23 protein-coding genes and 1 pseudogene are annotated in these 24,390 nt (G+C 41.5%); all 24 read left to right on the forward strand.

The features are described 5' to 3' along the window. Positions 1–268 precede the first annotated feature (268 nt). The gene (locus tag GT508_RS06260; RefSeq protein ID WP_161143799.1) at positions 269–1,951 is read left to right on the forward strand and encodes a Na/Pi cotransporter family protein; all 1,683 of its coding nucleotides are present in this window, start codon (positions 269–271) and stop codon (positions 1,949–1,951) included. Between the two features lie 173 nt (positions 1,952–2,124). Beyond that, a complete protein-coding gene (locus GT508_RS06265) occupies positions 2,125–2,556 on the forward strand; it encodes a hypothetical protein (protein ID WP_117597912.1) in 432 nt (143 codons plus the stop codon). A gap of 77 nt (positions 2,557–2,633) precedes the next feature. Continuing rightward, entirely contained in the window at positions 2,634–3,239 is a 606-nt protein-coding gene (locus GT508_RS06270; RefSeq protein ID WP_028086823.1) for a GntR family transcriptional regulator, read from the forward strand. Beyond that, positions 3,236–3,880 (forward strand): GntR family transcriptional regulator, encoded by a 645-nt coding sequence (locus tag GT508_RS06275; protein WP_161143800.1) that lies wholly within the window; start codon positions 3,236–3,238, stop codon positions 3,878–3,880. The genes GT508_RS06270 and GT508_RS06275 overlap by 4 nt, the downstream gene beginning before the upstream one ends. A 429-nt stretch (positions 3,881–4,309) precedes the next feature. Then, entirely contained in the window at positions 4,310–6,553 is a 2,244-nt protein-coding gene (locus GT508_RS06280) for a vWA domain-containing protein (RefSeq protein ID WP_161143801.1), read from the forward strand. A gap of 19 nt (positions 6,554–6,572) precedes the next feature. Then, positions 6,573–7,067 carry a signal peptidase I gene (gene lepB, locus GT508_RS06285; protein ID WP_161143802.1) on the forward strand — a complete coding sequence of 165 codons (495 nt, stop codon included), beginning with the start codon at positions 6,573–6,575 and terminating at the stop codon, positions 7,065–7,067. A 45-nt stretch (positions 7,068–7,112) separates the two neighbouring features. Next, positions 7,113–8,210, forward strand: coding sequence for a DUF7601 domain-containing protein (locus GT508_RS06290; protein WP_161143803.1), 1,098 nt, complete (start codon positions 7,113–7,115; stop codon positions 8,208–8,210). A 60-nt stretch (positions 8,211–8,270) separates the two neighbouring features. Beyond that, positions 8,271–9,026 carry a class B sortase gene (srtB, locus tag GT508_RS06295; protein WP_028086818.1) on the forward strand — a complete coding sequence of 252 codons (756 nt, stop codon included), beginning with the start codon at positions 8,271–8,273 and terminating at the stop codon, positions 9,024–9,026. After that, positions 9,023–9,640, forward strand: a complete 618-nt coding sequence (locus GT508_RS06300) for a Spy0128 family protein (protein ID WP_161143804.1) — start codon at positions 9,023–9,025, stop codon at positions 9,638–9,640. Before srtB ends, GT508_RS06300 begins: the two co-directional genes overlap by 4 nt. A gap of 311 nt (positions 9,641–9,951) precedes the next feature. Further along, entirely contained in the window at positions 9,952–11,220 is a 1,269-nt protein-coding gene (locus tag GT508_RS06305) for an SLC13 family permease (RefSeq protein ID WP_161143805.1), read from the forward strand. Positions 11,221–11,390: 170 nt separating this feature from the next. Then, on the forward strand, positions 11,391–12,290 hold the full coding sequence (gene ttdA, locus GT508_RS06310) for a L(+)-tartrate dehydratase subunit alpha (protein WP_022416354.1): 900 nt from the start codon (positions 11,391–11,393) through the stop codon (positions 12,288–12,290). After that, entirely contained in the window at positions 12,290–12,916 is a 627-nt protein-coding gene (gene ttdB, locus GT508_RS06315) for a L(+)-tartrate dehydratase subunit beta (protein WP_055282987.1), read from the forward strand. Before ttdA ends, ttdB begins: the two co-directional genes overlap by 1 nt. 209 nt (positions 12,917–13,125) lie before the next feature. Next, entirely contained in the window at positions 13,126–14,292 is a 1,167-nt protein-coding gene (gene fliB, locus GT508_RS06320; RefSeq protein ID WP_161143806.1) for a flagellin lysine-N-methylase, read from the forward strand. Then, positions 14,293–14,442: pseudogene (locus GT508_RS06325) on the forward strand (cation:proton antiporter); the annotation flags it as partial. A 111-nt stretch (positions 14,443–14,553) separates the two neighbouring features. Continuing rightward, a complete protein-coding gene (locus GT508_RS06330; RefSeq protein ID WP_161143807.1) occupies positions 14,554–15,099 on the forward strand; it encodes a hydrolase in 546 nt (181 codons plus the stop codon). Between the two features lie 124 nt (positions 15,100–15,223). Then, entirely contained in the window at positions 15,224–15,658 is a 435-nt protein-coding gene (locus GT508_RS06335) for an RrF2 family transcriptional regulator (protein ID WP_022416350.1), read from the forward strand. Between the two features lie 174 nt (positions 15,659–15,832). Next, positions 15,833–16,708 carry a pyridoxal 5'-phosphate synthase lyase subunit PdxS gene (pdxS, locus tag GT508_RS06340; protein WP_028086810.1) on the forward strand — a complete coding sequence of 292 codons (876 nt, stop codon included), beginning with the start codon at positions 15,833–15,835 and terminating at the stop codon, positions 16,706–16,708. A gap of 1 nt (position 16,709) precedes the next feature. Further along, complete coding sequence (gene pdxT, locus GT508_RS06345; protein ID WP_161143808.1) at positions 16,710–17,285, forward strand: pyridoxal 5'-phosphate synthase glutaminase subunit PdxT; 576 nt, start codon at positions 16,710–16,712, stop codon at positions 17,283–17,285. A gap of 94 nt (positions 17,286–17,379) precedes the next feature. Beyond that, positions 17,380–19,542 (forward strand): ABC transporter permease, encoded by a 2,163-nt coding sequence (locus tag GT508_RS06350; RefSeq protein ID WP_161143809.1) that lies wholly within the window; start codon positions 17,380–17,382, stop codon positions 19,540–19,542. Then, a complete protein-coding gene (locus GT508_RS06355) occupies positions 19,532–20,227 on the forward strand; it encodes an ABC transporter ATP-binding protein (RefSeq protein ID WP_055282997.1) in 696 nt (231 codons plus the stop codon). The genes GT508_RS06350 and GT508_RS06355 overlap by 11 nt, the downstream gene beginning before the upstream one ends. A 318-nt stretch (positions 20,228–20,545) precedes the next feature. Beyond that, positions 20,546–20,929: a DUF6483 family protein gene (locus GT508_RS06360; protein WP_161143810.1), complete on the forward strand. Its 384-nt coding sequence runs from the start codon at positions 20,546–20,548 to the stop codon at positions 20,927–20,929. A 304-nt stretch (positions 20,930–21,233) separates the two neighbouring features. Then, complete coding sequence (cysK, locus tag GT508_RS06365; protein ID WP_006428369.1) at positions 21,234–22,166, forward strand: cysteine synthase A; 933 nt, start codon at positions 21,234–21,236, stop codon at positions 22,164–22,166. Positions 22,167–22,244: 78 nt separating this feature from the next. Continuing rightward, positions 22,245–23,555, forward strand: a complete 1,311-nt coding sequence (locus GT508_RS06370) for an O-acetylhomoserine aminocarboxypropyltransferase/cysteine synthase family protein (RefSeq protein ID WP_022415468.1) — start codon at positions 22,245–22,247, stop codon at positions 23,553–23,555. A gap of 28 nt (positions 23,556–23,583) precedes the next feature. Beyond that, positions 23,584–24,030: an RrF2 family transcriptional regulator gene (locus tag GT508_RS06375; protein ID WP_022415467.1), complete on the forward strand. Its 447-nt coding sequence runs from the start codon at positions 23,584–23,586 to the stop codon at positions 24,028–24,030. Positions 24,031–24,390: the final 360 nt, after the last annotated feature.

The following is a 24,390-nucleotide window of genomic DNA, read 5'->3' on the forward strand; positions in this document are numbered from 1 at the left end:
TAAACAATAAAAAGGAATCATCTTAAGTATTCAGATAATTTTGCATACATTTGATGATTCCTTTACATTTTTTCGAAAATAATTTCATAGAATTTAATGTAATATAAACTCCGGGTACAATTTTACATAGATTTAACATAGATTTGATATAGGCTGCATACACCTTCGTTACAATAAGCCCGTAACGTCGAGGGAACATCATGTGTTCGAAAGAAACTGCCGGCGGCAGGTTCTACAGAAGACGAATGAAGGAGAATGGGAAAATATTATGAATGAAAAATTGCAGATAATATTCGGGCTTTTAGGAGGCCTGGCAGTCTTTATTTATGGAATGAATATGATGAGTGAGTGCCTGCAGAAAGCGGCAGGAGAAAAGATGAAAAGCATCCTGGCACTTCTGACTAAGAACCCGGTACTTGGGGTTATCGCAGGAGCACTTACCACAGCGGTATTACAGAGTAGTAGTGCGACAACCGTTATGGCAATCGGATTTGTCAGTGCGGGACTTATGAGTCTGCCGCAGGCAATCTCAATCATCTTTGGTGCAAATATCGGTACGACAATGACGGCGCAGATTATTGCATTTAAGATCAGCGATTACATTTATATCATTATTTTTATTGGATTTATCATTTCGTTTATTGCGAAATCTGAAAAAGTGAAAAGTATCGGTCAGACAATTTTTGCATTTGGTCTGTTATTCCTTGGAATCGAGACCATGGGAGATGTCATGAAACCGCTGGCATCCAGCCCGGTGTTCACGGACCTGATCGAAAGAGTAGCACATATTCCGGTACTTGGCGTATTTGTCGGAACGCTTATGACACTGGTGGTACAGAGTAGTAGTGCAACGATCGCAGTATTGCAGAACTTTGCATCACAGCCGGGACCTGACGGCGTGACAAGTATGCTTGGACTTGCAGGAGCAATTCCGATCCTGCTTGGAGATAATATTGGTACTACAATTACAGCACTTCTGGCAAGTATTGGTCAGACAAAAGATGCGAAACGTACCGCAGTTGCACACTGTATTTTCAACATTTCCGGATGTCTGTTATTTATCTGGTTTGTGAAACCATTTGCAGTACTGATCCAGCACATTTCTCCGAAAGGACCGGAGATTGAAGTGATCTCAAGACAGATTGCAAATGCACATACATTATTCAACATTACAATGACACTTATCTGGGTCTGTCTGATCAATGTGATGGTAAAGATTGTTATGACGTTGATTCCGGATGGAAAAGCAGTCGATATGAATCCTGCAAAACCTGTATTTCTGGATGACAAGATCATCAGCCAGCCGGCAGCAGCACTTCAGCTGGTTGCAAAGGAAATCCTTCGTGTGAGTGAAATGGTGAAAGTGGTTGTGGCAGATACGATCACAATCGTCAAAACAGAAGACATGAATGAACTGGAACCATTGCAGGAAAAAGGAGTACAGATAAAGAAACTGACGGATCAGATTACAGAATATTTGGCCTCCCTATTCTCGGCCGGAACAATGACAGAGCAGCAGGCAGCACAGACGGCGAGTCTCATGTACATCTTGAGCGATGTGGAACGTATGGGAACGCTGAGCGTAGAAGTTGCAAAATGTGTACGGGAAAAGGTAGACAATCGGTACAAATATACGCCGGAAGCGATGGATGAACTGCATAAGAGTCTGAAGACACTGGAGAAGATGTTCAATGATTCACTTAAGGCATTACAGGGAGATGAGTCAGTGCAGATCGAGAAGCTGATAAAACGGAAAGATAAGATCATGGATCTGGATCTGAAGATGAGAAAAGCGCATGTACAGCGTGTCAATAAAGGAAAATGTAAAGCAAGCCTGACAGCACCATTTACAAATATCCTGCATCTGATCGACCGTATGGGAAACAGTTGTGTTAACCTTGCGGATGTTGCGTCAAATGAAATCAGTCTGAATTATTTTATGGTAAATTAAGAATATGAGAGAAAGAAAAGCCTTTGCGGATATAAAAATGATATCTGCAAGGGCTTTTTTAGTCTAAAGACATAAAAAATAAAATTTGAGAAATACTATAAAAGAAAGATCATGTAATGAAGAAAGAAAAACTATAAAAAGATAGCAGACTATCTGAAAAAGGAGGAAGTATTATGGACACATCAACATATGAGATCCTGAAAGAGTGTAATTCGGGCTGCAGGATGGCAGTGAACAGCATCGAGCAGCTGGTAGTATATCTGAAAAACCAGGAATTGCAGGAGTTATTCTCTAAATATAAAGAAGATTATGAAAAGATGGAGAGAGAATCGATAAGATTATCAGAAGGAAAGCTTCAGGAAGAAAAGTTTTCAGAAAAGGCAGCAGAGACATTTGCATGGATCAGTGCCGAGGTAAAGATGATGTTCAATGACGACACTTCGAAAATAGCAGAAATGATGATTGATGGTGCCAATATGGGAATAAAATCCATTACAGAGAAATTAAATCGTTATTCGGAGGCAGAAAAAGAAAGCATTTCACTGGCAAAAAAATTTGAAAAGACGTGTGAAAAACTGATTCAGGATATGAAAAAATATTTGTAGAAAGACAAAAACCTCTTTACAATTTGCGTGATTTTGGATACATTATTGTTATAAGAATATAATTTAAAGGGGAAATTATGAAAGATATATCAGAAAAAAGATTAAGCGATTATATGGCGGAACAGATTGCAGACGAGATCTTATCTGGAAGAATTCCCGGGGGAAGCCAGTTAAAACAGGAAGAACTGGCGGAAGCATTTGAAGCTTCCAGAATCCCGATCCGGGAAGCATTTCAGATTCTGGAGAATCAGGGTCTGATTATCCGTCTGGCAACCAGAAGAATTACCGTAACAGAACTGGATGAAGAACAGATTTGTCTGATCTACAGCATGATTTCAGAGATGACAAAGAAAGCTCTGAACAGTCTCAAGCATAGTAAAAAGACGGAAGAATTGTACGAAAGGCTTACGACACCGGGATTACTGGGAGAAGTGCAGCCGGCAGAAGCAATGTGCGACTTGGTGGAAAATGAATATATTAAGCGACTTTTGAGAAATGCAAGTGACAGTTATATCCGTTTTGCGCTATCAACGGGACGTCATAAAGAAGAGATAAAAGAAGAAAGAAACAAGCTGACAGAACTTTTGAAAAATGGGGAATTAAAGAAAGCAGAGAAAGCTCTGGATGCATATTTCAAACTGCTGGCGAAGGCAGTTAACGAAGAGAGAGGGATGAATGAATGAACGGATTAAAACCGATTAAAATGCCGTCTGCCAAAGAAAAAGTAGCTGCGGAACTCAGAAAGGCAATCTTGTCCAGACAGATGCAGGAAGGCGAAGTTCTTTCGCTGGACAGCGTCGCCACTCAACTAAATGTATCAGCAATGCCGGTAAGGGAAGCCTTTCAGATCTTAGCGCGTGACGGACTGATCCAGCTTCGTAAGAATAAGGGAGCTGTCGTACTTGGAATAACCGAAACATACATAAAAGAACACTATCAGCTCCGCGCAATTCTGGAAAGTTCAGCGGCAGCACTGGCGGCAGACCCGGAAGCAGATATATCTGAGATTGAATCTGTTTATGAAGAAGCCGCAGAGGCTCTGCGGGAAGGTAATTTAAGACAATACACAGACCTGAACCACGCATTCCATAGCGAGATCTGGACTGCAGCCGGTAATCAGAAGATGAAAAATATGATCTCTGAATTATGGAATGGATTGTCCATGGGAAGTATGGTATCCGAGGAAGATTATGCGAAAGTGTCGATTAAAGAACACGGAAAGATATTGAAAGCAATCCAGAAGCATGACAAAGAGACTGCGCAGAAAACAATGTACGATCATATTATGCGCAGCCGGGATGATATGCTGACATATTATAAATAAAATTTCTATTTAATGCATTATAGCGGCTATCACCGATCGGAATAAACTTACAAGGTCCTATCCTGTGCTGACTCCAACATGGGGAAATTCTAAAGCAAAAAAGTTGACCTAAAAACAAGCTCACAAAAAATCCAAACTCGACATTCGTCTCAGACAGTGGATTTTTTGTGAGCAAACGGTCAACTTTTTTACTTAAGAATTGCCAACCATGAGTCCGTATGCACAGGATAGGACCTTGTAAGTTTATTCCTGCGGTTTCGCATGCCATAATAATTAAATGGAGAACTGTAATCTTTTATTACGGTTCGGGGATTTGGCTTAATGCATTAAATAGAAATTCTGGAATAAAATCCCATCCTCCTACATAAGAATACTATGAGGGTAAAGAAAAACAGCCACATTCAAATGAAACAGAAATGGAGGAGCGTTATGGGACATACTATCAGCCGGAAGAGCATAAAGAAAATCATTACCATACTGACGGCTGCGATCCTGGTACTGTTGCCAGTGGGAGGGAGTATCAGGGAGGTGCATGCTGAGGGAGAAGAGTCGTCGGATTCGGGCATGTCTCTGGAGCATGAAAAGACGGTGACAGAGAATGCAGATGGAACCTACGATCTGAAATTAACAGTAAAAGGAAAAGTAAACAGTGAGTCTTCGAAAGCGCCGCTGGATGTCATCTATGTCTTGGACAGATCCGGAAGTATGGCTTATCCGATGGATCATGACAGTCAGAATAGCTGGGAAAATAACGGGGAAAGAAGGACTGCGGCAAGTCAGGCAATTAACAGCATGACGAATACACTGGCGGCTAATGAGAATCTGGATGTCAGATTTGCGCTTGTGACGTTTAGTGGAAATAAGAGTGACTATCGGCCTGGTGGATATAGGGATGAGGCATGGAATGATGCAGAGATTGCTGTAAACTGGACGAATCAGGCATCTGCGATCACGAATCGGACTTCTCCGAAATCGGACGGCGGAACCAATTATCAGGCCGGGATCAGAAGTGCGGAAGGATTGCTGAATGGGAAAAGACAGAATGCCAAGACAGCAGTGATCTTCGTATCTGATGGAGATCCAACCTTCCGATATAGATCAGACGGTTATACAGAAGGCAATGGAAGCAGCGACGAAGATGGAAAGAGTCTGAAGGCAGGAAAAGATGCAGTCGCTGATATGCAGACCGATTATTTTTTCACGGTCGGTGTAGGACCGTCAGGGAATTACAAAAAACTTACCGACCTTGCCAATTCAGCAGTCAAAGCCGGAAAACATGCATCTTATGCCGGAACAACGCTGGCGAATCTGAACAAGGCATTCGATGACATTCAGAAACAGATCACAGAACTGGCATGTACAAATGTCACGATTTCCGATCCGCTGAGTGATAATGTTGAGATGGTGAAGGGAGCAGATGGAAATGTCCTTGCACCACAGGTACAGATCTTTGATGCATCCGGAAACCCGGTTAATGCAGCAGATCTTGGAATCACGGCTTCTTATGATTCTGCATCAAAATCCGTTAAAATGCAATTTCCGGCAGACTATAAACTGCAGGAAGGCTATACCTATGAAGTCATTGCCAAGATCCAGCCGACAGAAACGGCATATGAAAAATACAGAACATCAGGCTACACAGATCAGGCAGATGCAGGAACCGGAACATATGCAGGAGGCACCGGATTCTATTCGAACCAAAATGAACATGCAGTACTGATGTACAAGTATGGAGAACAGAACTATACAGAATATTACAAGAAACCAGTCATAAAAGTGCATCCGGGCAATTTAAAGATTTCGAAAGCCATTACAGGATTGGAAGATAACCAGGAAGCATTGCAGAAGGTATTACAGAACCTGTCCTTTACCTGTGAGTTGACGAAACCAGACGGAAAAACAGAGACAAAAGAACTGAAGTTGAATACAGACGGACTGGTATGGAATGCGGAAAACAACGCATACGAATATACATTTACCAATCTGACACCGGGAACAACATATAAGGTAAATGAAAATGATGTCGTACCTGATGGATATGATCTGACGGTATCACCGGATACAAAGGAAATATCTGGGCAGATTGCAGGAAGTACAACATCGGAAGCAAAATTCGTCAACCGGTATATCCGGAGTGACCGCGTACTGACGATTGCAAAGAGAGTCGGCGGCAACATGGGAGACCGTACCCACGCCTTTCGGTTCAAGGTGCAGACAAAGCTGAACGGGAAATCCTATACAGGTGGAATCAGCTATGTGAAATATGACGCACAGGGCAATCCAGTCAGTGAGGAAGAATTAAAAAACGCAGTTGCGGTAGAAAATGGAGTCTATACATTCCAGCTGAGGCATATGGAAAAAATCGAGATGACGATGCCATATGGTGTAGAATATATCGTTTCCGAAGAACCGGAAGACTATGATGTGCAGATTACAAAGAAAGTTTCGGAAGAAGAGGAACAGAAACTGGACAATGGTAAAAAAGAACTTTCGGATATTCTATCAGAAAATACAGATCTGACATTTACGAATACGAAAGAAGTACAGCCGGCAACCGGAATCCGGCAGACGTCGGCTCCGTATATGGTCATGACAGGGGTAGCATTCGGAATGCTGGCATTTTTCGGGCTGGTATACGGAATCCGCAAATGGGGAGATCCGACAGGAGAATAACATCTGACAAGGAGCATATATGAAAGAAAAAAGAGAGATCATACTGTTCTTTACCCGTTTACTCATGCTGGCAGTGATGCTAGCGGTCCTGTTTGGCGTGATTTTTGGAATGACTTCTGCGAAGAATCAGGATATGTCCCCGAAAATATGTGCCGGAGATCTGCTCTTATATTACAGGCTGGAACGGAAATATTCCGACCGGGATGTTGTGGTATTCCAAAAAGAGGGGACATTGTATACAGGGCGTATTGTGGCGAGAGAGAAAGATAAGGTAGAGATTACAGACAAAAATGAACTGAAGATCAACGGAAGCATTGTGAATGAGTCGGATATTTTTTATAAGACACCGGCCTATGTGGATGGCATATCCTATCCGGTGAAAGTAAAGAAAGACCAGTATTTCATTCTGTGTGATTTCCGGGAAGGTGCAAAAGACAGCAGATACTTTGGTGCGGTCAATGCAAAGGATATAAAGGGAAGAGTGATTACCGTCCTTCGCAGATCGAACCTGTAAAATCAGTAACATGATTGCAGAACATGGAAAAAGAAAGGAAAAGAAATGATGGAAAAAAGAATGTTAAAAAAAGTATCCACTGTTACGGCTGCCGGAATAATGATGACAGCAATGCTCGGAATGCAGGTGTCAGCGGCAGAAAGTTCAAGTGCCGAAGCAGCAGTTAAGAAAAATCCGATGATCACAAAACAGATTACGAAGGAAAGTAATATATATGCACCGAAGACTACATTTAAATTTACCGTTGCTCCAGGAACGGCAGTGCCGGCAAGTGAGAATCAGGAGGCAATATATGCAGGACCGGCAAATGGGGTAACTTTGGATAAGGATGTCATTGCATCGGTACCGGCGGACAGCGATATTGGAAATGAGAAAATTACAGTAGGAACGACAAAGCTTAATGTTAATGAATCTGTATTCACAAAAGGAGAGGATGCAAAACCCGGAATCTTCCGCTATGTAGTAAGTGAGGTTGCAACGGACAAGGACGGAAATGCGTATGAAGGTGTTGCTTATACCACAGAACAGAAGTATTTTGATGTGTATGTAACATCCGATGATGTAGGAAATCTGGAAGTCAGCTCTTATCTGTTTGTAGATAAGACTGATTCGAAGTCAAAGGATGGGGGAGTTTTCACGAATGATTACAGCAGTCGTCACGATACGTTGAAAGATCTGACCGTAAAGAAAGAGGTTACCGGTAATCAGGGAAATCGTAATAAAGACTTTAAATTTACTATAAAAGTAGACGGAGCAGCAGGAGAGCAGTATTATGTAACATTTTCAGATGGAAAAGCTCCGACCACACTGGTGTCGGGAGAGGCTAAGACAATTACATTGAAAGATAATGAGACAGCAAAGATCTTTGGATTGTCAGAGACAGATGAATATACGGTAACAGAGGCTAGTTATGCAGATGATGGATATAAAACAACTATTGATAATGTAGAAACACTGACAACAACAGGAACAATTACAGGGAATAGTGACAAGAACATTACCGTTGTAAATGATAAAACAACAAACTCTCCAACCGGAATCTTCCTTCATGTTGCTCCATATATCGCACTGATCGGTGCAGCAATTGCATCCAGCCTTCTGTTCTTCAGAAGAAAACGTGCAAAAGATATGGATATTGACTAATCGGCTGGGCGAAAAAAGCAGATAGAAGATATAAGAAAGCATTAGAGAGGAAGTGGCGAAATGAAAAAGGCAGCGATGGCAGCAAGAGTAGGTAATCGAATACTCAGTATCATGGCAGGAATCCTGATCCTTCTGATGCTTTCTTATGGAGTGTATTCGTTATGGGATACTTATAAGATCTATGCCAATTCATTTGCAGATGAAGAACTGTTGAAGTTTCGGCCGACAGATGATGGAGAGGATAACCCGACGCTGAAAGATCTGAAAAAATTGAATCCGGATGTGAAAGCCTGGATTCAGGTTCCGAAGACCAACATCGATTATCCGGTGGTGCAGGGGCAGGATGATATGGAATATATTAATAAGAATGTATATGGGGAATTCGAACTGTCGGGAGCAATCTTTCTGTCATGCCTGAACAAGGATGATTTCTCCGATCCATATAATCTGGTCTATGGACACAACATGAAAAATGGTGGAATGTTTGCGGATGTGGCAGATTTCACGAATAAAGAATATTTTGAAACGCACCAAAAAGGAAAGCTCTATCTGACAGATGCAACACGGAAAATCCGGTTCTTTGCCTGTATGAAAGTGACTGCAGCGGATGCAAAGATTTACCATCCGGATGGATACCGCAAGGAGAATCTGAAGGATCTGCTTGATTATATTCAGGCGAATGCAGTCCAGTATCGTGATGTAAATGTGGCGGATGAGAATTCGCTGATTGCTTTATCAACGTGCTCGGAGGCAGAGACGAATGGTCGTGTAGTTCTGATCGGGAAATTAGAGAGGGAGGTGGCAGAAAAACAGTGAAGATTCTAAGATATAGAAGTGTGAAGAAAATAGCAGCTGCGGGCGTAATGTTATTTATGTGGATAGGCAGTACAATGGCAGTTCCAGTGTATGCCGGAACACCGAATGTGGAGATCCAGATTCCGGTAAGTGTACAAGGTGCGGCAGGAACAATCGTGCTGGAGCCGGAGAAAGCTGGCATACCAGTGCCGGACCGGACAGAACTTCAGATCGGAAAAGACGAGAAGCAAAGTTTCGGACCGATACGCTATGAAGAACCGGAAGATTATCACTATAAGATTTATCAGAAGTCCGCTAATGTGACAGATGTTACTTATGATACGGCAGTATATGATGTGACGGTACGGGTGACCAGTACAGAAGCAGGAGAACCAAAAGCAGTAGTTTGGGGTGAAAAAGAAGGAACAGAAGGAAAATCGTACGAGATTATATTTACGAATTCGGTAAAAGAACAGGCGCCGGAGATAGCTCCGACGGGAAAAACGGCCATTTACCGGAACTATCCGGTCAAGACAGGAGATGTAGCACCGATTGCAGTTCTGGCAGCAATGTCTGGTATATCGGCCGGAGTTCTGACCGCAGTAGAGAGATGGAAGCGGAAAAAAGAAAATTAGGGAATCGTGGAAAAGAACAGGTCAGGTCAAAGTGCCGGAGCTGTTCTTTTTCGTACGGGATTATAGCTGTCAAAAACCGAAAAAATACGTACAAAGTATACAATGAAAGTATCCTCTTGTGATTTTGAACAAAAGTAGATAAACACTTTTATAACATATGCCAAAATGTCAAAAAGCCTATTGACATTTTTCTCAGTAAGGAGTATTTTATAATCAAGCTTTGGATACAAAATCACATATCAAATATCAGATAAGAAAAGAAATTTGTATCAGAGTAAATCGAACGAAATAATTACAAGGAGGTAATGAAGATGAGTCAGATAACAATTACATTACTGTTTCTGGCATTTGCAATCATCATGTTCATGCTTGAAAAGATTCCGCTTGGGGTAACCTCGATGATTGTCTGTGTGGGACTGGTAGTCACAGGGGTATTGGACTGGCAGACTGCATTCTCGGGATTCATCGACAGCAATGTAATCTTATTTGTTGCAATGTTCATTGTCGGTGGAGCACTGTTTGAGACGGGAATGGCGAACAAGATCGGAGGAGTGGTTACACATTTTGCCAAGACAGAAAGGCAGCTGATCATTGCGATCATGGTGATCGTCGGAGTGATGAGCGGCTTCCTTTCCAACACAGGAACAGCCGCGATCCTGATTCCGGTAGTTATCGGTATTGCTGCAAAATCAGGATATTCAAGATCAAGACTGTTAATGCCGCTGGTATTTGCAGCAGCCATGGGAGGTAACCTTTCACTGATCGGTGCACCTGGTAACATGATCGCACAGTCATCTATGGAGAAGATCGGATTGAAATTCGGATTCTTCGATTATGCGAAAGTAGGACTTCCGATTTTGATCGTAGGAATTATTTTCTTCGCACTGTTTGGATACAAATTTCTGCCGGATAAAGTGGACACAAGCAGTGAGGGAATCTTCGATGAGACAAAAGATTTCAGCAATGTTCCAAAGTGGAAACAGAACCTTTCACTGATCATCCTGTTATTAACACTTTTGGGAATGATCTTTGAAGAGCAGATTGGTATTAAGTTATGTGTCATAGGATGCGTGGGAGCGCTTGCACTGATCGTTACAGGCGTTATCAGTGAGAAAGACGCGCTTCTTTCCATCGACTTGAAGACGATCTTCTTATTCGGAGGTACGCTTTCCCTTGCGTCTGCACTGGAAGCAACCGGTGCCGGAGAACTGATCGCAGATAAAGTAATCGGAATGCTGGGAGATAACCCTTCACCATACATATTAACATTTGTAATCTTCATGCTCTGCTGTATCATGACAAACTTTATGTCAAACACAGCAACGACAGCACTGATGGCTCCGATCGGAGTATCCATCGCACAGGGCATGGGTGCAGATCCAAGTGCCGTACTGATGGCATGTGTAATCGGAGGCTCCTGTGCATTTGCAACACCAATCGGAATGCCGGCCAACACCATGGTAGTAACGGCAGGAGGATATACGTTCAAGGATTATGCGAAAGCAGGTATTCCTATGATCGTAGTAGCAACTATTGTAAGTATGATCTTGCTTCCAATCTTCTATCCATTCTTCCCATAAACATAAGGAAGTATTTGACCTCTAATCTCCATAAAAACGGAAGATGAAAGCAGACATACATCCTATGACAGTTTGTGATAAAAGTTTTCGCTGTCTTTCATCACAATACTGTTGTGGGAATATAGATAGGAACTAAAAATTTTTAATAGAATTTCAAGGAGGATATGAAAATGTCTAAAGAACAACAGGTAACACAACTTACAGATTATATGGCAAAATTTATTGCACATATCGCAAAGAAACTGCCGGATGATGTCATTGAAAAATTAACAGAGCTGCGTGAGAAAGAAGACAGCCCGCTTTCAAAGGTAATTTATGACACCATGTTCAAGAACCAGGAACTTGCTGTAAAACTGAACAGACCAAGCTGTCAGGATACAGGTGTATTACAGTTCTGGGTAAAATGTGGAACAAAATTCCCACTTATCGACGAACTGGAAGGACTTCTGAAAGACGCTGTTGTGAAAGCAACATTTGAAGCACCTCTCCGTCACAACAGTGTAGAGACATTTGATGAATACAACACAGGAAAGAACGTAGGAAAAGGAACACCGACTGTATTCTGGGATATCGTTCCAAACTCAGACAAATGTGAGATCTATACATACATGGCAGGGGGCGGATGTACTCTTCCTGGAAAAGCTATGGTTCTGATGCCGGGTGAAGGATACGAAGGAGTTACAAAGTTCGTTATGGACGTTATGACAACATACGGATTGAATGCCTGCCCTCCGCTTCTCGTTGGTGTAGGTGTGGCAACATCTGTTGAGACGGCAGCACTTCTTTCTAAGAAAGCACTGATGCGTCCGATCGGATCACACAATGAGAACGAAAGAGCAGCCAAGATGGAGACCCTTCTTGAAGACGGAATCAATGCAATTGGCCTTGGACCACAGGGTATGGGCGGAAAATATTCTGTAATGGGCGTTAATATCGAGAATACAGCACGTCACCCATCTACAATCGGTGTAGCTGTTAACGTAGGATGCTGGAGCCACAGAAGAGGACATATTGTATTTGATAAGGACCTGAACTACACAATTACAACACATACGGGGGTAGAATTATAATGGTAGAAGTAAAGAACGGTAAAAAAATCTTAACAACACCTATTTCAGCAGAAGACTTAAAAGATATCAAGATCGGTGACATCGTATATCTGAACGGAAGCATGACAACATGTCGTGACGTTGCACACCGCCGTCTGGTAGAAGAAGGAAGAGAACTTCCTGTAGATGTAAGAAACAACGCAATCTTTCATGCAGGACCGATCATCCGTCCACTGGAAAATGACAAATTCGAAATGGTATCTGTAGGACCGACAACAAGTATGAGAATGGAAAAATTCGAGTATGAATTCGTAAAAGAGACTGGTGTACGTGTGATCATCGGTAAAGGTGGTATGAAAGAAAATACAGAGCGTGCATGTAAAGAATTCGGAGCAATCCACTGCGTATTCCCTGCAGGTAACGCTGTAGTAGCTGCTACAGAAGTAGAAGAGATCGTAAGAGCTGAGTGGAGAGATCTTGGTATGCCGGAGACACTCTGGAACTGCCGCGTAAAAGAATTCGGACCATTGATCGTTTCTATCGATGCAAACGGAGACAACCTCTTTGAAGAAAGAAAGGTTGAATACAATAAGAAGAAAGATGCTGCTACAGAAGAGATCTGTAAGCATGTAAGTTTTATTAAATAAACTGAGATAATAATAAAAATAAATTCTTGAGAATCCATTTATATACTAATGTAAGTTATGCGATTCCCCCGGGCTTTTCCTCCTAAAGTGCCCGGGGGCTTTTTTGTGCTTTTTGCACCTGTTCAAACGAAATGGCTGTTTTAGAAAAAATTATGTGGTATAATGCTCAAAGTTGAATTGATTTTGTATAAAAACTGGAGGAAGAATCAATGTTATATACAATCCCGGATTATTATCATGAATTTTCCTGTATTGCAGGAGAATGTGAAGATACCTGCTGTGCCGGATGGCAGATCGTGGCAGACGAAGCAGCACTGAAAAAATATAAAAAAGTAACCGGATCATTCAGAAAAAGATTAAGACGGTCCATTAACTGGAAAGAGGGAACATTTAAGCAGGACAAGAATAAGCGATGTGCCTTTTTAAATGATGAGAATCTCTGTGATATGTATACTGCGCTCGGAGAGAAAAGCCTGTGCCGGACCTGCAAGATGTATCCGAGACACGTAGAAGAATTCGAAGATGTCCGGGAGATGACGCTGTCTGTATCCTGTCCGGAGGTAGCAAGAATTCTGCTTGGTAAAAAGGAACCGGTGCGTTTTCTGACTTATGAAAGTAACAAGGAAGAAGAATATGATGATTTTGACCCGTTTCTGTATTCAAAACTGGTAGATGCAAGAAAAGTGATGATCGATATTTTTCAGGATCGAAGTAAGAGGCTGGACCTGCGGGTTGGTCTGGTACTGGCAATTGCACATGACTTGCAGGTGCGGATCAAGAGAGAAGATATCTTTTCAATTGATGATGTATTTGAAAAATACCAGACAGAGAAGGCAGTACAGTTTGTAGAAGCAAAATTATCAGAAGATGAGAACTATGCATTTATTAAGAAAATGTTCCGGAATCAGTATCTGATGGAACGCTTAAGGGATGACTGGGAACCGCATCTTCTTGAGGCAGAAAGTTTACTCTACGGAGATATTGGTTGCAGCGACAGTGAAGAACAATGTACAAAGTACAAAGAACAGTATGCAAAGAATAAGCAGGAATTCCACACATGGCTGAATACACACATGCCGGACTATGAGATCTGGTATGAGCAGCTTCTGGTATATTTCATCAGTACCTATTTCTGCGGTGCAGTCTATGACGGAGAGGCATATGTGAAGGTACAGATGGCCGTAGTCAGTGTACTTTTGATCCATGAATTTCTGATGGCACAGTGGCTGAAGAACGAGAAGATGCTGGAGATGGAAGATGTGGTAGATACGGTATACCGCTATTCCAGAGAGTTGGAGCATTCGGACCCGAATCTGAATCTGATGGAGAAACTGATGCGGAGAGATCTTTTGTCCTGGTTTAAAAAAGATGAATAAGAAGGAATCCCACAGTTGATTCTGGTCGGAGCATCCGTGGATGATGTATATGTGATTATGCTGTTTACGACATTTACGGGAATTATGCAGGGAAAAGGCGTATCCGTGGTAAGTTTCCTGAATATCCCGGTATCGATCACGCTGGGAATTGACAAATGGCAGTTCCGTGATATCATATAAAACATATAGGAAAAGAAAGAAAACTATGTTCATATAATAAAGGAACACAAAAATAACATGAAATAAACGGAGGACTGCCATATGACAAGAGAAGAAGCATGGGAATTATTAACCGAATATAATCAGGATGAATTTCATCTCCAGCACGCACAGACGGTAGAGAATACGATGCGTTATTTTGCAAGAGAGCTCGGGTTTGCGGATGAGGAAGATTTCTGGGGAATCGTAGGACTTTTACATGATCTGGATTTTGAAAAATATCCGGAAGAACACTGTATCAAATCGCAGGAGATCATGAAAGAACGGGGAATCGATGAGAAGATCATCCATGCAACGGCGAGTCACGGCTATGCGATTACAGTGGATATCAAACCGGAGCACGAGATGGAAAAAGTATTGTATGCGGTTGATGAGCTGACGGGTCTGATCGGAGCTGTTGTATTGATGCGTCCGTCAAAAAGTGTACAGGATCTGACATTAAAGTCTGTAAAGAAAAAATACAAGAGCAAGAATTTCGCAGCAGGATGTTCCAGAGAAGTCATCGAACGCGGAGCGGATATGCTTGGATGGACACTGGAAGATCTGATTCAGAGAACAATTGATGCTTTAAAGACATTCCAGGATTAAAAAAGGCGAAAAAGGATAACGGACGAATGGTTCGGAGGATTGGCATTTGTCAAAAAATGTGATATCATAGTAATTAAGTAGGAGATGAACCGGGAGAAGAGACCCGGATGAAAGGTGAAGTACTATGAAGATATCAACAAAGGGCAGATATGCACTGAGAATTATGATTGATCTGGCAGAGAATGCAAATGGGGAATATATTCGTCTGAAAGACATATCGGCAAGACAGGGAATTACATTAAAATATATGGAACAGATTATGCCGATGCTGACAAAGGCCGGATATGTAAGAAGTTATCGTGGCAATAACGGTGGTTATATGCTGGCGAAAGAGCCGGAAGAATATACAGCCGGAGATATTATCCGTACAACGGAAGGAAGCCTTGCGCCGATTGCGTGTCTGGATGACGTGCCGAATCGCTGCGAGAGACAGGATCAGTGTTCCACACTTGAGTTCTGGGAAGGACTTAAGAAAGTAATCGACCAGTATGTGGATAGTGTGACACTTGCAGATTTGGTAAATAATCATGAAGAGAAGTGCGGCAAGCTGGATCTGTAAATGTAAATGAATAAAAAACAAGAAAATGTACAGCAGGCAAAAGTCTGCTGTATTTTTTATGTGAAACTGGCATGCACAAAAGCATGAAAACTGGCTGTTTAAAAAATACCAGATGAGCGTATGATAAGACTCAAAGAAAATTCACAGAAAACAGATAGGAAAGGTACAGGAATTATGAAAGAGAACAGATATGAATTAAATAAGCAGCTGGCACAGATGTTAAAAGGCGGAGTTATCATGGATGTAACAACTCCGGAGCAGGCAAAGATCGCAGAAGAAGCAGGTGCATGTGCAGTCATGGCACTGGAAAGAATCCCGGCAGATATCCGTGCAGCAGGCGGCGTATCCCGCATGAGCGATCCGAAGATGATCCGCGGCATTCAGGAAGCGGTATCCATTCCGGTTATGGCAAAATGCAGAATCGGACATTTTGTAGAAGCGCAGATCCTGGAAGCAATCGAGATTGATTATATCGATGAAAGCGAAGTACTTTCACCGGCCGATGACATTTACCACATTAATAAAAAAGAGTTCAAAGTACCATTTGTATGTGGTGCAAGAGATCTCGGCGAGGCACTCCGCCGTATCGCAGAGGGTGCATCCATGATCCGTACAAAAGGCGAGCCGGGAACCGGAGATGTTGTACAGGCAGTACGTCATATGAGAGCCATGAATGCGGAGATCCGCCGCATCCAAAACTTAAGAGCAGATGAATTATTCGAAGCAGCAAAACAGTTACAGGTTCCGGTTGATCTTGTGGAATATGTTCATGAAAATGGAAAGCTTCCGGTCGTAAACTTTGCAGCAGGCGGAGTTGCGACACCGGCAGATGCGGCACTGATGATGCAGCTTGGAGCAGAAGGTGTATTCGTAGGTTCCGGAATCTTCAAATCTGGTAATCCTGCAAAGCGTGCGGCTTCTATTGTGAAAGCAGTTACGAACTACACAGATGCCAAACTGATCGCTGAACTTTCAACAGATCTTGGCGAAGCAATGGTGGGAATCAACGAACAGGAAATTGAATTATTAATGGCAGAAAGAGGAAAATAAGATGACGATTGCAATCTTGGCAATGGAGGGAGCATTCTTAGAACATGGACAGATGCTGGACCGCCTGGGCGTGGAACATTTCGAAATCCGTAAAAAAGAAGATCTGGATCGTTCTTTTGACGGACTGATCCTTCCGGGCGGGGAAAGCACCGTTATGAGAAAGCTTCTGATTGAGCTGGATATTTACGATATATTAAAAGAGAAGATTGAAGACGGACTTCCGGTGTTTGGAACTTGTGCCGGTCTGATCCTGCTGGCAGATCAGGTGGAAGATGGAGTCCAATGCTTTGGTACGATGAATATTCTGGCAAAGCGAAATGCTTATGGAAGGCAGCTTGGAAGTTTTTACACAGAAGATGAGATGAAAGGACTTGGAAAGATTCCAATGACATTCATCCGTGCGCCATATATTGCTGATGTCTATGGAAATGCAGAGACACTGGCCGTAGTAGATGGAAAAGTGGTAGCGGCCAGACAGGAAAATCAGCTTGCGACAGCATTTCATCCAGAGCTGAATGATGACACAAGTGTACATGAATATTTTGTGCAAATGATAAAAGAAAGTAAGACACAGTGATTGTTTGTTCCGGGATTCTCTGTATATTCTATTGACCTTCAAGCAACTTGAAGGCTTACAATCCCATTAAGAAAATAACAAGGGGGATTGGAATATGCAGAGAATAAAAGATCTACGGGCGGAAAAGAAACAAAATAATTTATTCCAGACAGTCATTTGGAAAAACATGCTGTATAACAGAAAAGAAACAATATTGTTAATTATCTGTGAGATGCTGATCGTTGCAATTGCATATTCCGGAAGTATGTGTTATCAGATCCTTTCGGCGAAGCATTCCAGTGAGGTATTGCTTCTACAGGAAGATGGAATCAGCCGTCAATTTGTCTATGCGGGAATGTTGCTATTATTCTGTGCTATCGTTCTGATCATTACGGTAATGGTTTCTTATCTTGGAAAACGTATTCCACAGTATATGCTATTAAAAAGAATGGGAATATCAATGTCAGATACCAGGAAGATGATCTGGACAGAAGCAGGTATCTGCTATGTGGCTGCAACGTTCATTGGTTTCTTTGTTGGAAAAGGGATGTTCCTGATATTCCGGAAATTTATTACAGATACGGTCGGTATAGAAGGAAAGACCGGCAGTTATTCAAAGCTTACGTTTCCGGTAATCTGTCTGTTCGCTCTTGGAATTTACGGACTGAGTTTTTTACTTATGAAAGAACTGGAAGCAGATTTTAGAATCATAACCAGTACACAGGAAAGTGTAAGAAAAGAAAAGCTGACCGGAAAGTTTACGGGTGGAAAACTGGTAATAGGAATCTGTTGCTGTAGTTATGCCGTAGTACAATATGGAAAAATTTATAATCATGAAAGTGTATATTTGCTTGGTCTGTTCTTTGCCGGAACATATCTGATATTGCGAAGTGGTATGGCATTGATATTAAGTTATATACGGAACAAGCAGGAAAGAAACTACTACCGTCATCTGCTGCAACGCAATAAATTGTATTACCGGTCTAAAACGGTTGTAAGATATGGAGTCTTGTTCTTTATACTGAATTTTCTGGTCTGTTTTTATTTTGGATTCCAGGTAATCAGTACGGCTACCGCAGAGCCGGTCTCATCATTATATCCATATGAGTTTATGTGTATTGCAGATGATAAGGATGAAAAGCTTTTAAAGAATTTGAAAGAAACATATAAGTCAGATATCCATATTGAGGAATATCCGATGGTGCGTGTTGCAACGGCAGATAAAACAGAACGTGACGAAAGGGGAGCGGAACAACGGATTCAGGGACAGGAGATTGGAATTTCAGAGACGACATATCACAGGTTAAAAAAAGCAGTCCATAAAGATTATAAAGCCAAAAAGATGGATCTGGACGCAGAAGGAAAAAAGGTTTACCTGGTACACCAGCAGGATCGTTCCGTAAAAGCACAGCCGATGGACTGGTTTTATGGAAAATCCCGGCCAAATCTTCACATAGGTGTACCAGCCGCAGGGTATGACTGGGGAAACAGGAAAAATACTTATATAGAAAGAGTGGTAACCGGAGAAGAAATAGGGAGTCTGACCGGATGCTATAGTACAGAAAAAAGTGAGAACATCGTTGTATTTTCGGATAAATACTTTGAAAAGGCAGAAAAAGAATGGAAAAAAACAGATGCAATCTGGGGAATTCTAGCCGAAGATGCAAAGAGCTATTACGGAGAAGCAACGATGATCCAGGGGCCGACAAAACTGGTGTTGATATCTGTAAAATCAGGAATAAATAATAGAAATAAGATGCTGGAACGGATAGACCAGTTACTGGAAAAGAAAGAAGAGGCACACCAATATATAGGAAACTATGATTCTACCGTAAGATTTCATTATGATTCGGAGAGTGCAAAAGCAGATATCATATCAGAAAGGGCCGTAAAAATTCTGATCAACAGTTATCTGATGATTATGGTCATAATCGTAGATATGATCATTTTCTATACGATGTGTCAGATGGAATTAAAGGAAATTATTTTACGAGAAAGATTTCTTAAAAACCTGGGGATGAGTGGAAAAGAAAGAAGAAAGGTTTATCGGAAAGAGATTTGTTTCTATTATGTTTCCCCGACATGTATCATGCTTGCAGCAATGGTATTATTCCTTAGAGCTGTTTTGAGAGCAAGGATGTTTCCAGAGACCATAGCAGAAACGTGTATACGAATGGAAGGGGTGTTAACAGCTGGTGTACTTCTCTTAAGAATGCTGTATGTTGTGGCAGTATATCAGGTGTTTTCCAGAAAGGCAGGGATGAGAGATGAAAGATAATGTATTATTAAGAACGGAAAATATGTCCCGGAAATATGTGATTTCGGATCGGCGGGAGACAGAAATTGAAGTACTAAAAGACATCAATTTGGAAATCAGAGAACAGGAATTTATCTCTATCATGGGAAAATCCGGATCCGGTAAGACGACATTGTTAAAGTTACTTGGACTGATCGACCGTCCGACATCAGGAAAATTGTATTTTAAAGGAGTCGACAGCGAAGAACTAAGAGGAGACCGTCTTGCGAGGATCAGACGTCAGGACATGGGATTCGTATACCAGGATTATTATCTGCTGGATTCATTGTCTGTGTTTGAAAATATTATGCTTCCGATGATCCTTGATCATAAAGATGATAAAGTATGTAAAGAAGAAGCGGAAAAACTGGCGGTTTCTTTTCAAATCCAAAATCTTCTGGGAAAATATCCATATGAATTATCCGGAGGAGAGAAACAGAGAACGGCTATCTGCAGAGCACTGGTAAATCAGCCGGATGTGATCTTTGCAGATGAGCCAACCGGAAACCTCGATTCCCGGTCAACAGAGATTGTAATGGATGTATTCAGCACGATCCATTCTAAAATGCACAAGACGATCATCATGGTTACACATGATATCAGTGTGGCGGAATATTCGGAAAGAATCCTTTATATAGAAGACGGTAAGATCACAGAAGACAGATAATACCGGTTTCTATTATATGGTTCATATTATAAAAAAGTTATTAATCATTTCGTTATTGTGTAGAGACAGAATTCCGTTCTACCAGCCTGACATCCAAAGTTACATTTTCGCTTGGTCGGTCAGGATCAGCAATATTAGAAAGCTGTAATGCAATTTCATCGGAAAACTAACCAGACAGCTTTTGTGATATAAAAGTGTACACGGGAAGATACCGGGATGTATAATATTTTAGAGAAAGTATTTTTCGGAGATACACTAGTATTAAAATTTCGGAACATCCAGTTTTGGAATGATTTAATAATCGGAGGAGTGAAATATATGTATGAGCAGGATTATATAATAAGAATAAATAATGAAGTTATCAGAACAATGGTGAAATTATTATTAAACAAGGATATAGGTACACCTGTAGATATTTCAGATGGAGCAATTAAAGGTGAAAATAGAAAAATCTTAGAAGCTGCGAATGGACAAAGTGGTATAGACAATATTAAGAAGATGGAAGAGGAAATACTAACACTTGTAGATGCGAATAAAGAAGGAGCTTTAGAAAAAGCGCTTGTATTTTATGGATATCTAAATGAACTGCCGGAAGATGCATTATTGTCCCAAAATTATAGTCACGAAAAAATTAAAAAAGGACTGAAGATGATTGCGGAGCATTATGGAATATTAAATGTTATTGATTTGATATACAGATAAAACTGTAAAACATACTTGACAAATATGACATAGCGGTAATATAATAAAACCAATCCATAAAACCTATCAAAATAATAGGAAATATAAGGATTGGTTTTATTTAGTTTAAAGAACGGAAGGGAGCGTGCAGGATAATGACAAAAGAAGAGCGAATGTGGGGACGAATGCGATGTTGTTGCGCTTGCGCGCATGTAAAATGAAAATATAAAAAACATACTAAACATAGTTGACAAATAGGAATTAAGGTAGTATAGTAAATTCATCAAGAAAACATACAAAAAAAGTAGGAAAGGTAGGAAGCAAAATGTCAAAGATTTATAAAGGAACATTAGGACTGATCGGAAATACACCACTGGTGGAAGTAGTAAACATAGAAAAAGAACTTGGTCTGGAAGCAACACTTCTTGTAAAGCTTGAGTACCTCAACCCGGCAGGAAGCGTCAAAGACAGAATTGCAAAAGCAATGATCGAAGATGCGGAAGAAAAAGGAATCTTAAAAGAAGGTTCTGTGATTATCGAACCAACATCCGGTAATACAGGAATCGGTCTTGCATCTATTGCAGCAGCAAAAGGATACAGAATCATTCTTACGATGCCGGAGACGATGAGTGTGGAAAGAAGAAACATCCTGAAAGCTTACGGTGCAGAGATCGTACTTACCGAAGGAGCAAAAGGAATGAAGGGAGCCATCGCAAAGGCAGATGAGCTTGCAAAAGAGATTCCGAATAGCTTCGTTCCTGGACAGTTTGTAAATCCTGCTAATCCGGCAGCACACAAGAAGACAACAGGTCCTGAGATCTGGAACGATACAGACGGAGCAGTCGATATCGTGATCGCAGGCGTCGGAACAGGCGGAACACTTTCCGGAATCGGTGCTTACTTAAAAGAGCAGAAACCGGAAGTTCAGATCGTAGCATTGGAGCCGGCTTCTTCACCGGTACTTTCAGAAGGAAAAGCAGGCCCGCATAAGATTCAGGGAATCGGAGCCGGATTCGTTCCGGATACATTAGATACCAAGATCTATGACGAAATCTACAAAGCAGAAGCAGACGAAGCATTTGAGACAGCAAAACTTCTTGCTAAGAAAGAAGGAGTTCTGGTAGGTATTTCATCAGGAGCTGCACTTGCAGGAGCTATTGCACTTGCAAAACGTCCGGAGAACAAAGGTAAGACAATCGTAGCATTACTTCCAGATTCAGGTGACAGATATTATTCAACACCATTATTTACAGAATAAAAAGATATAGAATCCAAGACAGAACGGACAGTATCAACAAATAAAGATAAAATTATGAAGAAAAAGGAGATCAACCCAATGAGCGAAAAAATCACAAGAGAGAATAGAGAGTTAAAATTTGAAACATTACAGTTACACGTAGGACAGGAAAGTCCGGATCCGGTTACAGATGCAAGAGCAGTGCCGATCTACCAGACATCTTCTTATGTATTCCGCAACAGTGATCATGCAGCAGCACGTTTCGGACTGGCAGATGCAGGTAACATTTACGGACGTCTTACAAACCCTACAGAAGACATTTTCGAAAAACGTATTGCAGCACTGGAGGGCGGAGTTGCAGCACTGGCAGTAGCATCCGGAGCAGCAGCAGTAACATACACGATCGAGAATCTCGCACAGAACGGAGATCATATCGTAGCAGCTAAGAATATTTACGGTGGATCATTTAACCTGTTAGAGCACACACTTCCACAGTACGGAATTACAACCACATTCGTTGACATCTTCGATTATGATGCAGTAGAAGCAGCAATCCAGGACAACACGAAAGCACTCTATATCGAGACACTTGGAAATCCAAACTCAGACGTTGTAGATATTGAGAAGATTGCAAATATCGCACATGCGCATAAGATTCCGCTCGTTGTAGATAATACATTTGCAACACCTTACCTTGTAAGACCGATCGAGTACGGTGCAGACATTGTTATCCATTCAGCAACAAAATTCATCGGTGGACACGGAACAACAATCGGCGGCGTCATCGTTGACAGCGGTAAATTCGACTGGGAAGCATCAGGAAAATTCGCTTCTCTTACAGAGCCAAACCCAAGCTACCATGGAATCAGCTTTACAAAAGCAGTAGGACCTGCAGCATTTGTTACAAAGATCCGTGCGATCCTTTTAAGAGATACAGGAGCAACCATTTCTCCGATCCATTCATTTATCTTCTTACAGGGACTCGAGACATTATCATTACGTGTAGAGCGTCATGTTGAGAATGCACTGAAAGTAGTAGATTACCTGAACAACCATCCATTGGTAGAGAAGGTTAACCATCCGGCTGTATCTGATGATCCGGAGCAGCAGGCATTATATAAGAAATATTTCCCAAATGGCGGAGGATCTATCTTCACATTTGAGATCAAAGGTGACGCACAGAAAGCAAAAGATTTCATCGATAATCTGGAACTCTTCTCACTGCTTGCTAACGTTGCAGATGTAAAATCTCTGGTTATCCATCCGGCAACAACAACACACAGCCAGTGCACAGAAGAAGAATTACTGGATCAGGGAATCAAGCCTAATACAATCCGTCTGTCAATCGGAACAGAGCACATTGATGACATTATCCAGGATCTGGATGAGGCATTCAAAGCCGTAGAATAAGAAATAATGAAGGAGTGTGGAGATATATATGAAACTTTCAATGAAAAGCAGATATGGTCTGAGAGCGTTGATCGACCTGACCATCAATTCAAAAACTGAACAGGTGGCGCTCAATAGCATTGCAGAGCGGAACAAGATATCTCCACAGTATCTGGAACAGGTATTTGCAAGTCTTAGAAAAGCAGGAATCGTAAAGAGTATAAAAGGCTCCCAGGGTGGCTATTTCTTAAGCCGTCCGCCACAGGAGATTACCGTTTCTTCTATTATAGAAGCTTTGGAAGGTGACTACCGCATCGAAGATGAGGAGCTTCCGAAAGAAGGTAAATATACCGGGAGTGTTAAAGCAATCCAGAAACTGGTGATCGACAGGGTAAATGATAGTGTGACAGAGATCCTCCAGTCAGTAACCTTGCATGATCTGGAGAAAGAGTATCAGGAATACATTGATTATGGACAGGATATGTATTATATATAACATCAGTTCACACAAGCGTTGAAAGACTTGCAATTTGTGCTTGCACAAGGATTGCAGGTCTTTCTAACGCTTGGAGGGAGCGCCCGCTTATGAGTAAAAAGTAGCTGAGAAGCAGCGGAAAGCACCGAAGGTGCGGTTTTACGAATGGGCGCGGAGTGAACGTCCGGAGAAAACAACAAAACATACTGTATTAGCGGGAAACCACTGGTACAGTATTCTTTTTTGTGGTAAACTTTTCTAGCGTATATTTGAAAGATAAATGTTTTTAAAACACATTTCAGTTCCTTGACAGACAGGGAAAAACGTCATATAATACCAGATAAATAACAAAACCTATCTGGTTAATAGGAATAGCTGCTG

This window comes from Dorea sp. BIOML-A1, assembly GCF_009875615.1.
Taxonomy (GTDB): domain Bacteria; phylum Bacillota; class Clostridia; order Lachnospirales; family Lachnospiraceae; genus Dorea_A; species Dorea_A amylophila.